Source organism: Dactylosporangium roseum, from assembly GCF_025264685.1.
Classification (GTDB): Bacteria; Actinomycetota; Actinomycetes; order Mycobacteriales; family Micromonosporaceae; genus Dactylosporangium; species Dactylosporangium roseum.
Map to the genome: position 1 here is coordinate 989933 of NZ_CP073721.1, position 12849 is coordinate 1002781.

Annotated in this window: 12 protein-coding genes; 6 read left to right on the forward strand and 6 right to left on the reverse strand. The window is 70.7% G+C overall.

Features of this window, described 5'->3' with window-relative positions; translation table 11 throughout:
• Window positions 1-28: 28 nt before the first annotated feature.
• Window positions 29-2521, forward strand: a complete 2493-nt coding sequence (locus Drose_RS04830) for an ATP-binding protein (protein WP_260726961.1) — start codon at window positions 29-31, stop codon at window positions 2519-2521.
• The gene (locus Drose_RS04835) at window positions 2518-3999 is read left to right on the forward strand and encodes a sensor histidine kinase (protein WP_260726962.1); all 1482 of its coding nucleotides are present in this window, start codon (window positions 2518-2520) and stop codon (window positions 3997-3999) included. The genes Drose_RS04830 and Drose_RS04835 overlap by 4 nt, the downstream gene beginning before the upstream one ends.
• 277 nt (window positions 4000-4276) lie before the next feature.
• Here the strand turns inward: Drose_RS04835 and glpX are convergent, their stop codons facing one another.
• Entirely contained in the window at window positions 4277-5281 is a 1005-nt protein-coding gene (gene glpX, locus Drose_RS04840; RefSeq protein ID WP_260726963.1) for a class II fructose-bisphosphatase, read from the reverse strand.
• A gap of 277 nt (window positions 5282-5558) precedes the next feature.
• Between glpX and Drose_RS04845 the strand changes: the two genes are divergently transcribed.
• Window positions 5559-6098, forward strand: coding sequence for a DUF4245 domain-containing protein (locus tag Drose_RS04845; RefSeq protein ID WP_260726964.1), 540 nt, complete (start codon window positions 5559-5561; stop codon window positions 6096-6098).
• Window positions 6099-6156: 58 nt separating this feature from the next.
• Here Drose_RS04845 and Drose_RS04850 read toward each other — a convergent pair whose 3' ends face one another.
• From Drose_RS04850 to Drose_RS04870, 5 genes are read right to left on the reverse strand one after another with little or no spacing between them, the layout of a single operon-like run.
• Window positions 6157-6354, reverse strand: a complete 198-nt coding sequence (locus tag Drose_RS04850; RefSeq protein ID WP_260726965.1) for an exodeoxyribonuclease VII small subunit — start codon at window positions 6352-6354, stop codon at window positions 6157-6159.
• A 5-nt stretch (window positions 6355-6359) separates the two neighbouring features.
• A complete protein-coding gene (locus tag Drose_RS04855; protein ID WP_260726966.1) occupies window positions 6360-7112 on the reverse strand; it encodes a GNAT family N-acetyltransferase in 753 nt (250 codons plus the stop codon).
• A 14-nt stretch (window positions 7113-7126) separates the two neighbouring features.
• Window positions 7127-8347: an exodeoxyribonuclease VII large subunit gene (gene xseA, locus Drose_RS04860; RefSeq protein WP_260726967.1), complete on the reverse strand. Its 1221-nt coding sequence runs from the start codon at window positions 8345-8347 to the stop codon at window positions 7127-7129.
• 33 nt (window positions 8348-8380) lie between these two features.
• Window positions 8381-9025, reverse strand: a complete 645-nt coding sequence (locus tag Drose_RS04865) for a response regulator (protein WP_260726968.1) — start codon at window positions 9023-9025, stop codon at window positions 8381-8383.
• Complete coding sequence (locus Drose_RS04870; RefSeq protein WP_260726969.1) at window positions 9013-10125, reverse strand: sensor histidine kinase; 1113 nt, start codon at window positions 10123-10125, stop codon at window positions 9013-9015. Before Drose_RS04870 ends, Drose_RS04865 begins: the two co-directional genes overlap by 13 nt.
• 69 nt (window positions 10126-10194) lie before the next feature.
• On the opposite strand from Drose_RS04870, the gene Drose_RS04875 reads away from it, so the two are divergent.
• The 3 genes from Drose_RS04875 to Drose_RS04885 are packed head-to-tail and all read left to right on the forward strand — an operon-like array spanning window position 10195 to window position 12744.
• Window positions 10195-11559 carry an ABC transporter permease gene (locus tag Drose_RS04875; RefSeq protein WP_260726970.1) on the forward strand — a complete coding sequence of 455 codons (1365 nt, stop codon included), beginning with the start codon at window positions 10195-10197 and terminating at the stop codon, window positions 11557-11559.
• On the forward strand, window positions 11556-12548 hold the full coding sequence (locus tag Drose_RS04880; RefSeq protein WP_260726971.1) for a 4-hydroxy-3-methylbut-2-enyl diphosphate reductase: 993 nt from the start codon (window positions 11556-11558) through the stop codon (window positions 12546-12548). The genes Drose_RS04875 and Drose_RS04880 overlap by 4 nt, the downstream gene beginning before the upstream one ends.
• 43 nt (window positions 12549-12591) lie before the next feature.
• Window positions 12592-12744 carry a hypothetical protein gene (locus tag Drose_RS04885; RefSeq protein ID WP_260726972.1) on the forward strand — a complete coding sequence of 51 codons (153 nt, stop codon included), beginning with the start codon at window positions 12592-12594 and terminating at the stop codon, window positions 12742-12744.
• Window positions 12745-12849: the final 105 nt, after the last annotated feature.

Genomic DNA, 12849 nt, shown 5'->3' on the forward strand with positions numbered 1-12849 from the left:
GCGCCGCACCGCCGATCTGGTAGGCGTGGTGGGCGTCCGTCTCCAGGTCACCGGTGTGGTGCTCCTCGGCCTGCTGGCCTCCGGCGGGGCGGGGCTGCTCACGCACCGGGTCGAGCAGGAACACGCGGGGCAGGTGCTCGACCGCCGTGTCACCGCCGCCCAGGACGCCGTCGTGGCGGCCGGCCAGCGGTATGTCGACGCGCTGCGACTGACCGCCGGCGCCCTGGAAGCCCTGCCGGAGGTCGACGCCGACGGGTTCACCGTCGCCACCGCCCCGGTCGGGCGGCTGTGGCTGCCCGGTGCGACGTCCGTCGACTTCGTGGCGGCGGTGCCCGACGCCGGTGTCGCCGCGGCCCAGGCCGACTGGCGGGGGAGGGGAGTGCCGGGGCTGACGCTGACCCCGGCACAGGGCCACGGGCGCCACTACTTCCCGGTGCTGCGGCGGACGATCGACGCCACCGCGGCCGGCGCGGTCCCGCCGGGAACCGACCTCGCCGCGTCGAGCCAAGTGACGGAGGCCGTGGAGCGGGCGGAACGGGTCGGCCTGCCGGCGGCCTCCCAACCGTTCGCCGAGAGCGGCGAGGAGCGGCCGATGGTCATGCTCCAGCGGGTGCTCGACCGCTCCGGCGGCGCACTGCGCGGCTTCGTCGCGATGACCGTCCACCTGCCGGCCTTCTTCGCCGGCACCATGCCTGAGCCGTCGGGCGAGCTGCGCGCGATGACCCTCGGCGTGTTCGACGGCAGCGGGCTCCGCCCGGTCGCCCGGATCGACGGGACCGCCGGAGGGGACGATCTCCGGAGGTCCGTCGCCGTGCAGATCGCCGACCAGCGGTGGCAGCTCGACGTGGTGGCCGGCGGCGACGCCCTGGTCGGCAGCGAGGGGTACCTCGACGAAGGCATGTTCCTCGCCGGGCTGGTCCTGACCCTCGTCACGGCGCTGCTGGTCTACACGCTTGCCACCTCGCGGCGGCGGGCCGAGGATCGGGTGGCCGGGGCGACCGCCGAACTGCGGGTCGCCGGCGCCGTCGCCCGCCAGCAGGCGATGCTGCGCGCCGCGGTGATGGACACCATCGGCGACGGCGTGCTGGTGATCGACCGGCACGGCAAGGTGCTGTGGCTCAACCCGACCGCCCGGGCGATCCTCGGGCCCGAAGCCGTCGGGCACCCCGCGCCGCAGTGGCCCGAGCTGCTCGACATCCGCGAGGCGGACACCGCCACGCGGTACCGGCTGCGAAACCTCCTCAACGCCGGCCACGAGTCGCAGGTCGAGTGCGTGATCCGGGGCCGGCGCATCGACGTGCGGCTGCGCTCCCTCGTGCAGGACGGCGAACCGGCCGGTGCGGTGGCCGTGCTGCGCGACGTGACCGCCAGCAACGCGGCGGCCGAGCAGCTCCGGGCGTCGGAGGAATTGCTGCGGGTGCTGCTCGACGGCGCGCGGGACTACGCCATCTACCTGCTCGATCCGCACGGCGCCGTGGTGACCTGGTCGGTGAACGCCGAGCGGCTCATGGGGTACCGCGGCGAAGAGGTCGTCGGCGGGTCGTACACCCGCTTCTTCACCGCCGAGGACGTCGCCGAGGGGCTGCCGCAGCGGCTGCTGGCCGAGGCCGCGCGGCGGGGGCGGGTCGAGATCGACGGGCCGCGGGTGCGTAAGGATCGCAGCGTCTTCTGGACATATGGCCTGATCACCGCGGTGCGGAACCCGGACGGCTCGGTCCGCGGGTTCGTCAACGTGAGTCAGGACGTGTCCAACCGCAAGGCGGCCGAGCTGGTCATCGAGCGGCTGAACGCGGATCTGGAGCAGCGGGTCGAGGAGCGCACCGCCGACCTGGAGTCGTTCTCGTACAGTGTGTCGCACGACCTGAGGGCACCGCTGCGGGCGATCGACGGGTTCGCCAAGATGCTCGCGCTGGAGCACGGTGACGCGCTCGACGAGCAGGGCCGGCGGTACCTCGGCCGGATCCGCGCCGGCGCGCAACGGATGGGCGAGCTGATCGACGGGCTGCTCGCCTTCTCCCAGCTCCAGCGGCAGGAGCTCACGAACCAGCGGGTACGGCTCGCCGACCTGGTCGCCGACGTCTGGGACGAGCTCGCGTTCGAGCGCGGCACCCGGGACGTCGTCCTGGCCGTCGGCGAGCTGCCGGACGCGCTCGGCGACCCGCGCCTGCTGCGGCACGTGGTGGCCAACCTGCTGGGCAACGCCGTGAAGTACACCCGGGACGTGCGGTCCGCGCGGATCGAGGTCGGGCACAAGGTCACGGCCGGCGGCGACGCGACGTACTTCGTTAGTGACAACGGCGCCGGTTTCGACATGCGGTACGCCGACAAGCTCTTCAAGGTGTTCCAGCGGCTGCACCGCGCCGAGGACTACGAAGGCACCGGCATCGGGCTCGCGCTGGCGCACCGGATCGTCCAGCGCCACGGCGGGCAGATCTGGGCCGACGCCACCCCGGGCGACGGCGCGACCTTCTACTTCACCCTGCCCGCCTACCTGCCCGCGCTCGAGGTGGTGTCGCCGTGAACCGCGTCCTGCTCGTTGAGGACAACGCCGACGACGCCGAGATGCTCGTCTTCGAGCTGCGGCGCGCCGGCTTCGCGCCAGCGTGGGAGCGTGTGGACTCGCGGGCCGGGTTCCTGGCCGCGCTGACGTCGATCGACGGTCCGCCGGACGTGATCCTCGCCGACTACGCCCTGCCGCAGTTCAACGCTCTGGAGGCGCTGCGACTGGTCCGCGAAGGGGAGTACGACGTGCCGGTCATCGTGGTGAGTGGCGCGATGAGCGAGGAGGAATGCGTCGACGCCCTGCGCCACGGCGCCGTGGACTATCTGCTCAAGGACCGGCTGAGCCGGCTCGGCTCGGCGGTCGGGCACGCGCTGTCCCAGCGGCGGCTGGCCCACGACCGGCGCCGGGCCGAGGAGACGTTCCGCGCCGCGTTCGACCACGCCCCCGTCGGCATGGCCGTCACCGACCTGGCCGGCCGGGTGCTACAGGTCAACCAGGAGCTGTCCCGGATGACCGGCCTCCAGGTCGAGGGCCTGCTGCTGGACACGATCTGCGAGGAGGACCGCCCGCACGTCGCCGATCGGATGAAGCGCCTGGTCGCCGGGGAGACCGACAAGGTCAGCAAGGAGCTGCGGCTCTGCCGGCCCGACGGGTCGCGGCTATGGGGGCAGTACTCCGCCGCGCTCATCGACGGCGCCACGTCCGTGGTGCACCATGTCGCCGACGTCACCGACCGCCGCCGTACCGAGGACGTGCTACAGCGCCAGGCGGAGAAGCTCGCGCGGACCAACAGCGACCTCCAGGAGCTCGACCGGCTCAAGAGCGAGTTCGTGGCGACCGTCTCGCACGAGCTGCGCACCCCGCTGACCAGCATCCGCGGCTACACCGAGATCCTCGCCGACACCGACAGCACCACCCTCGGCGCCACCGAGCGCAGGATCGTCGGCATCATCGACCGCAACGGCCGCCGGCTGCTCGACCTCATCGAGGACCTGTTGACGTTCTCCCGCATCGAGTCGGGGACGCTGACGCTGACCGTCGGCCCGGTGCGGATCCGGCAGCTCGTCGACGCGGCCGGCGAGGCGATCCGCCCGGCGGTCGAGACGGCCGGTCTGGCCGTGATCCTCGACGTCGATGAGCACATTCCCGTTGTCCAGGGCGACGGTGACCAGCTCGAGCGGGTCGTGCTGAACCTCCTCGACAACGCGGTGAAGTTCTCCGACCCGGGCGGCACGATCACCGTCACCGGCCGCGAGCGGGACGGTGAGATCGTCGTGTGGGTCCGCGACACCGGCGTGGGCATCCCGGAGCACGAGCAGAGCATGCTGTTCACCCGCTTCTTCCGCACCGCCGACGCGCAGAGGCGGGCCATCAAGGGCAGCGGCCTGGGCCTGGCGATCAGCAAGGCGATCGTCGAGGCCCACGGCGGCTGGATGGCGCTGGAATCCACCGAGGGCGTCGGCACCACGGTCGGCTTCGGCATCCCGATCGTCTAGGTCTGGAATGCCGCGAGCAGCCGCCCACTGACGCCTTCCGGCGGGCGAGCACACCCGCGGCATCGGATCCGCCGAACGCTGGCCGGCCTTCTGCCACGCGGTCCGCGACTGGGCACTCCAGCCGCGCCGGGGTCGCCGGCCGGGAACTGCTCACCCGGGTGGCGGCGATCGGCGGGATGCCGGCACCGCGGCTGCGCACGTACCCACGGGCGTGCGCGCCGCGGCGCTGTTCGACAGGTTTTGGAGGTGCGCGGTCGACGAGGCGATCCGAGCTGTCCTACGGCTCAGTGAAGTTGCCGTCGAAGTCCACCAGTGAGTAGGCCCGCAGCTTCTCCAGCCGGTGGAAGGAGTCGATCCACCGGATCGTCCCCGACCGGGACCGCATGACGATCGACTGGGTGTAGGCGCCACCCGAGCGGTAGCGCACGCCCTTCAGCAGGTCGCCGCTGGTCACCCCGGTCGCGCAGAAGAACATGTTGTCACCCTTGACGAGATCGTCGGTGTGCAGCACGCGATCGAGGTCGTGTCCGGCGGCGATCGCCTTCTCCCGCTCGGCGTCGTCGCGGGGCCACAGCTTGGCCTGGATCGCCCCGCCCATGCACTTCAGCGCGACGGCGGCGACGATGCCCTCGGGCGTGCCGCCGATGCCCATCAGCACGTCGGTCTCGCTGCCCTCCCGCGCGGCGCTGATCGCCCCGGCGATGTCACCGTCGGAGATGAACCGGATCCGCGCCCCGGTGCGCCGCACCTTCTGCACCAGGTCCTGGTGGCGCGGCCGGTCGAGGATGCAGACGGTCAGCTCGGAGACGCTCGACCGCTTGACCTGGGCGATGCGTTTGAGATTCTCTTCGACGCCGGCCTCGATGTCGATGACGTCGGCGCACTCCGGCCCGACGGCCAGCTTCTCCATGTAGAAGACGGCGCTGGGGTCGAACATGGCGCCGCGTTCGGCCACCGCCAGCACCGCCAGGGCGTTGGGCATACCTTTGCTCATCAGCGTGGTGCCGTCCACCGGGTCGACCGCGACGTCGACCTCCGGCCCGGTGCCGTCACCGACACGCTCCCCGTTGTACAGCATGGGGGCGTTGTCCTTCTCGCCTTCGCCGATCACCACGACGCCCTGCATCGGCACCGAGTTGATCAGGAGGCGCATCGCGTCGACGGCCGCGCCGTCGCCGCCGTTCTTGTCCCCGCGGCCGACCCACCGACCGGCGGCCATCGCCGCCGCTTCGGTGACCCGTACCAGGTCGAGGGCCAGGTTCCGGTCCATCTCACGGCTCATGTTGCACTCCTCGCGCATCGTTGCGTGGGCGTGTTGAATGCCCGTAATCGTTCCAGGGACACCCGGTGAACGCTCGTTCGGCCCGCACGTGTGTGGCATCTCTCGTACCGCGGCCCGGTTGCGGTCGGCTCTACCGCTCCCTGCGGGCGTTTCCTCGGCCATCCGTCCACCCCTTTTGCCCAACCTTCTCTTCGCCCTTCGTCTCTTGTCCACTCCCTCTCTTCCGTTCCGGGTGGGTGGTTGTGGCGGAGCGGAGGCGATCGGTCAGGATGGGAGGGTGGAAACCGCTGCACCCTCGCCCACCACGCCGACTCCGTCCCAGCGCGGAGGCCGCCGCCCGCGGGACATGGCCCTGTCCATGATCGTCCTGCTGGTGCCGGTCTTCCTCCTTGTGGTGTTCTATCGCTTCCTGGGCCACGAGGAGCCCCCCGCGGTCAACACGACAGACGTGTACGGCTCGGTGCAGCGCGCCGACCAGTTCACCGCGCTCAAGCCGGAGGACCTGCCATCAGGCTGGCGGATCGCCTCGGCAACGTTCACCGACGGTGTCCTCCGGCTCGGCGTGACCGCTCCCGACGACGGCGCCATGCAGGTGGTGGAAAGCGCCAAACCCACATCGGTCCTGGTCGCCGACGTCATCGGCCCGTCCGCCAAGCCGGGCGAGACGATCACCGTCAACAACCTGTCCTGGCAGCGCTACTCCGAGGGCCGCCCGGGCGAGCGCGCACTGGTCCAGGTGACGGACCACCGCACGATCATCGTCGTGGGCCGAGCCACAGACGTCCAACTCCAACGCCTGGCCGAGTCCCTCCGCTGACCTTGCCCGGCTGCCCTGCCCGGGCTAGCGAAGGCCGCTGCGGCGGTGGCGTGGACGCCTACGACGGCGTGAGGCGGGCCCGCGCGGTGTCGAGCCAACGTTGGCAGATCACCGCCAGTTCCTCGCCCCGCTCCCACAGCGCCAGCGACTCCTCGAGCGTCGTCCCGCCCGACTCAAGCTTCTCCACCACGGTGGCCAGCTCCGCGCGGGCCTGCTCATACGACAGCTCGGGCCGCTCGGCCCGCGGTTCGCTCACTACGCCTACTCCTTCGTCAGGAACAGCACCGAATCGGTGCGCCGATAGCCGACTCGCGCGTACACACGCTCCTGCGCGTCGCCGGCCGGGGTCAGGTAGACCAGCACCGCCCCGGCCGCATGCGCGGCGCGCGTGAGCTGGAGGGTCAGTGCCCCGCCGATGCCGCGCCGCTCGTACTTCTGCCGCACTCCGATGCCAGCCACCTCGCTGATCCCGTCGCGGACGGCGACCGCCACCCCGCCGCCGACCGGCTCGCCGGATGTCGAATCGCGGGCGAGCAGCGCGATCTGCCCGCCGGTGGACCTGCCCCGCGCCGCGGCGAGGTGCTCGGCCGACGGCGGCGGCTCGCCGAACGCCTCATGCTGCGCCGACAGCATGCCGAACAGTTCTTCGTCGGAGGCCGGGGTGACGAGCTCAATGCCCTCGGGGACCGGTTTGTCGACCTCGGCTCCGGGTGGGCACTCCATGAGCGGCAACCGGTTGCTGACCACGAAGCCGGCCGCGAGCAGCGCAGCCTCGACGGCCGGGGCCTGACCGGGCAGGTACTCCAACCGCGGCGTCCGCGACCTGCTGGTGAACGCCTCGACCAGCGCTGCGACATCGTCGGGGCCGGGCATGGCGCCTGGGTCAGGGATGGCGTAGTTGAGGTAGACGTTGGGGTCGTGGCCGGTGATCGTCATCGTGAACGGTCCCACCCGGACTACCTCGCGCCCGTGGCTCGCGCTCGTGAGCATGTACTCCTGGATGCGCTGCGACAACAGAGATCCTCCTTTCACCCGTCGACGGTGGCGGCGAACTCGCCCTCGGCGAGGCGGATCCGGAGCTGGTCCTTGACCGACACGTCGGCCGGCGATCGCACGACGCTGCCGTCGTCGCGCTGGACGATGGCGTAACCGCGCTGGAGGGTCGCCGACGGCGACAGCGTGCGAAGCCGGGCGAGGGTGTGGGCCAGCTCGGTGCCGGCCCGGTCGAGGCGGTGGCTGAGGTTGCGTGTGGCCCGGTCGCGGAGGGCGGCCACCTCCGCCGCCCGAGTGTCCACCATGGTGAGGGGGCGGGCGATCGACGGCCGCGACCGCAGCGCGTCCAACCGGTGCTGCTCGCGGTCGAGCAGCCCGCGGAGAGCGCGGTCGAGCCGTTGCTTGGCCTGACCGATGAGGCGCAGCTCGTCGTTCAGGTCGGGCACGATGCGCTTGGCGGCGTCGGTCGGCGTGGATGCGCGCACGTCGGCCACGAAGTCGACGAGCGGGATGTCGGTCTCGTGCCCGACCGCCGACACGACAGGTGTGCGGCAGGCGAACACCGCCCGGCACAGCGCCTCGTCGGAGAACGGCAGGAGATCCTCGGTCGAGCCGCCGCCGCGCGCCAGCACGATCACGTCGATCGTCTCGTCGCGGTCGAGCACCGCGAGCGCGTCGACGATCTGCGGAACGGCCGACGGCCCCTGCACCGCCACGTTGATCACCCGGAACTCGACGGTGGGCCACCGGCGGCGGGCGTTGGTCAACACGTCGCGCTCCGCCGCGCTGGCCCGTCCGGTGATCAGCCCCACCCGGCCGGGCAGGAACGGCAGCCGCCGCTTGCGCGCCCGGTCGAACAGCCCCTCGGCTGCCAGCAGCTTCTTGACCTGCTCGAGACGGGCGAGGAGTTCACCCAGGCCGACCTGCCGGATCTCGTCGGCGCGCAGGCTGAGCGAACCCCGTGCCGCATAGAACTCCGGCCGTGCGTGCACGACGATCCGTGCGCCGTCGGACAGCCCCGGCGCTCCGAGATCGACCACGTCGCGGTTGGTGGTCACGGTCAGGCTGAGGTCGGCTGACGGATCACGTAGCGTCAGGAAGACCGTGTTGGTGCCGGGTCGGCGGGTGATCTGTGCCACCTGCCCGTCCACCCAGATCCAGCCGAGCTTGCCGATCCAGGCGCCGATCTTCTGACTGACCACGCGCACCGGCCACGGCGCGTCGCTCGTGGATGCTGGCTGCTGTGGCGTGGTCATAGCGACACCCTACGCACCCTGACTGACATTTTCTCAGCCCCGCAGATACGCCAACACGGCGCGCACCCGCCGGTGTTGGTCGTCGTCGTCCGCCGGCAACTCGAGCTTGGCGAACACACTGCCGATGTGCTTGGCGACCGCCGCATCGCTCACCGACATCGTGCGCGCGATCGCCGTGTTGGACCGGCCCTCGGCCATCAGCGCGAGCACCTCCCGCTCCCGAGGGGTCAGGCGAGACAGCGGATCGCGGCGGCGTCCGAGTAGCTGCGCCACGACCTCCGGGTCGACCACCGTGTGCCCGGCCCCGACCCGATCAACCGCATCGACGAACTCAGCGATGTCACCGACACGGTCCTTCAACAGGTATCCGACGCCTCCACGCCGCCCGGACTCCAGCAGCTCGGCGGCGTAGGTCCGCTCGACGTACTGGCTCAGCACCAAAATCGCCAGCTTCGGATCGGCGGCCCGGAGCTTGATCGCCGCTTGGAGCCCCTCATCGCTGAACCCCGGCGGCATGCGGACATCCGTCACGACGAGGTCCGGCCGGTGCGCGTGCACCTCGTCGATCAACGCCGGGGCGTCACCGACAGCGGCGACGACCTCGTGTCCGAACCGCTGCAGCAGCCCCTTGATGCCCTCGCGGATAAGCACCCCGTCCTCGGCGATCACGACCCGCACGGAATCTCCACGTGCACCACCGTAGGACCGCCGACGGGGCTCGCGAACGACACCTTGCCGTCCAGTGCGGCGACCCGGTCGGCAAGCCCGGTCAGGCCGGTGCCCCGCGCAGGATCGGCGCCTCCCAACCCGTCGTCGCGGATCTGGACGCTGAGCCGGTCGAACCTGACCGACGCGGCCACTCTGGCCCGTCTGGCTCCGCTGTGCTTCGTGACGTTGGTCAGCGCCTCGACAACCGCGAAGTACGCCGCGACCTCGACGGACTGTGGCAGCCGGTGTGGGATGGTCAGGTCCAGGTCGACCGGCACGGTGGCCCGGTCCGCCACCTCGCGCAGCGCCGCGTCGAGTCCCCGATCGGTGAGGATCTTGGGATGTACCCCGCGGATCAGTTCCCGCAGAGCCGTGAGCGCCTCCTTGGTCAGCCGGTGCGCACGCTCGACCGACTCGGCGGCGGGTGACCTGTCGGGTAGTTCCATGCGAGCCATGCCAAGCTCCATGCTGAGTGCCAGGAGCCGTTGCTGGGCCCCGTCATGCAGGTCGCGCTCGATGCGCCGCCGTTCGATCTCGAACGCGTCCACCAGCCGTGCCCGCGACTGGGTCAGCTCGACCAGCCGGGGGTCGTGGTCGTCCGTGCGGGGTGCCAGGATCGCCCTGGCTATTGCCGCTCGCACCCCCGCCCACCCGGCCAGCGGATACGCCGACGCGACTGCCAGGACGAGACCGGCCATCGACAGGAGCGACGTCAGCCAGATCGGCACCTCGTCGATGTAGGCCGGGCCGAACACCAGCGATGTCACCACCGTGGTGACCCCGGTGATCACGATCATGTCGACCCAGCACAGGATCGAGATCATGAGCATGGTGTAGCCGAGCTCGCGCCATGTCACTCCTTCCTTCAACCGGTAGTAGACCCACGCTCGGACCCCTGGCTTGTCCGGCGTCCGATGCGGGTCGGCCACCTCGTTCTCGTCGACCAGGCCGAGCCGCCATCGCTCGATCCGCGCGACAGGGATGCCGGACAGCGCCACGGCCACGATGCTCGCGAGCCCCACCAGCACCACGCTGAACAGCGCACCTAGCGCGATGACGGCGACCAGCACCGCAATGGTGGACAGCCCGAGGACCCCGCGCTCGGGGCGCTACTGGCCCCGCTGCTGGAGCGGCCGTTCGTGGCGGTCGGGCTGGAGCCGACCGGGTTTCAGGTCGGGTTCTCCTGGTGGGCGGTCGTCGTGTCGCTGCTGACGGGACTTGTCGTGGCGGCGCTCGGGGTGTGGCTGTCGGCGCGGCGGGCGAGCCGGGTGCCCGCGCTCGACGCGTTGCGCGAAGCCGCCGTCGAGAAACGGCCGATGACGCTGTCGCGGTGGGTGTTCGGGCTGCTCGGCGTGGTCATCGGTGGCGGGCTCGCGGCGCTGGTGCCGGGGTCGACCGCGGAGCAGAAGCCGACGATCGTGCTCGGTTCGGCGATGGTACTTCTGGTGGCGGCGGCACTCTTGGCACCCGTTGTCGTGGTGCCGCTGGTTCGGCTGGTCACCTGGCCGGCGCGTCGGGGTGCGACCGGCATGCTGGTCCGCGAAGGCACCCTGGTCGCGGCCCGGCGGGTGGCGTCGACTGCGGCACCGGTGCTGGCGGCGGTCGGATTCGCGGTGCTGCTGGTCGGCACGTTTCAGACCGCGCTCGCGGCGGTCGCCGTCGAGGACACCGCGACGATTCCGGAGATGGCGGTCGCCGTGCCGGCATCGGCGCCGGGCCTGTCGGAGGCGGCGGTAGTGGCGCAGCAGGGGCGGTCGGAGGTGGTGAGCACGGTGTTTCTCACGTCAGGCAAGCCGATCCGCGCCGCCGGTTCCTCGACGGCCGACGGGCTCTTCGCGGCACCGTCACTCGGATGGAAGGCTGGACAGGTCGTGCCTTTGCGGTTCGAGGACGGCACCGTGCAGACGATGACCGTTTCGGCCGTGCGGGACGACGTGCTGATCGACACGGTGATGCTGCCAAGGGCATTGCTCCGGGCGCATGACCCGACGGCGTTGACCCAGGTTGTGTACCTCGCTGGGCCGTTCACGGCGACACCCGGAGCCGAGCAGGTGACCGCGCGGGAGTATGTCGAACGGAAGGCCGGCGAGGAGGGCGATCTGATCAACCTGTTCCTGGCGGTGCTGTTGGGGATCTCGGTGGGCTACACGGGGCTGGCGGTGGCCAGCACGCTGCTCATGGCGACGTACGGGCGGCGGCAGGAATTCGTCACGCTGCACCACACCGGAGCGACGGCCGGCCAGACGGTCCGTGTCGTGGTGCTCGAGGCGCTTCTCGCGGTGCTGACCGGCACATTGCTGGGCCTAGCGGTCGCGGTGCCAGCGCTGTTCGAGGCTCGGGCGGGGCTGCAAGACGAGATTGGCGCCGAGGTGACCCTCGTCATGCCCTGGGCGACACTCTTCGCTGTGGTCGGTGTGTGCGCGGTGCTGGCGGTGATCGCGGGCACGCTGCCCTTCCTGCGGCGAGGCGGGTTGTCGGTGGGGGCACGTACCATGGCGGGGTGACTGGTTCGAAGCGCGTCCTGCTCGCGAAGCCCCGTGGCTACTGTGCCGGTGTGGACCGTGCGGTCCAGACGGTGGAGGAGGCGTTGAAGCTTTACGGCGCGCCGATCTACGTCCGCAAGGAGATCGTGCACAACAAGCACGTGGTCAGCACGCTACAGGCCAAGGGCGCAATCTTCGTCGAGGAGAACGAGCAGGTGCCGGAGGGTGCCACGGTGGTGTTCTCCGCTCACGGCGTCGCGCCTGAGGTGCACGAGCAGGCCAAGGCCCGCTCGCTCAAGGCGATCGACGCGACCTGCCCACTGGTCACCAAGGTCCACCAGGAGGCCCGCCGGTTCGCTGCCGACGACTACGACATCCTGCTCATCGGGCACGAGGGGCACGAAGAGGTCATCGGCACGACCGGTGAGGCCCCGGCGCGCATCCAGCTCGTCGACGGGCCGGACAGTGTCGACAAGGTCACTGTCCGTGACCAGTCCAAGGTGGTCTGGCTGTCGCAGACCACGCTTTCGGTGGACGAGACCCTCGAGACCGTGGCCCGGCTGAAGAAGAAGCTGCCGCTGCTGATGTCGCCGCCGAGCGACGACATCTGCTACGCGACTTCCAACCGGCAGGACGCCGTCAAGGCCATGGCGCCCCAGTGCGATGTCGTGCTGGTCATCGGCTCGCAGAACTCCTCCAATTCGCAGCGCCTGCGCGAGGTCGCTGTCGACGCGGGTGCCAGGGCGGGCTACTTGATCGACTTCGCCAGTGAGATCCAGGAAGAGTGGTTGGCCGGGGCGACCACGATCGGCGTCACGTCGGGTGCCTCAGTGCCGGACGAGTTGGTGATGGAGGTGCTCGACTTCCTGGCCGAGCGCGACTTCACCGACGTCGCCGAGATCACCACGGCGCAGGAGAAGCTCGTCTTCTCGCTGCCGCAGGAGCTCAAGCGAGACATGAAGGCCAGCACCGCAGCCCGTGCCGCAGAGGTCGCCAAGACGTTGGGCTGAGCGCGGAGGGCGTCGTCGTCGTGATCGAGGCTTCGCCGGCCCGGTGACGACACGCTACCTCGCCGATGCTGGACGGGTCGTCGGCCTGCTTGCCGCTCGGCGCCTTCCGGCTGGCCGCCTTGTCGGCGGTCTGCTGATCGAGCACGCCGGTTCGTATCGGTTCGGCCTGTTCCGGTACGACTCGACGACCCTGTGACGTTCCACCACGCTTGTCCGGATGGGCTGCGGTTCTTCCCGCGCTGATCCCGATGGCGACCGCATCGTCAAGGCTGGGCGTGCCGGACGATCTGGGTGGCACGAG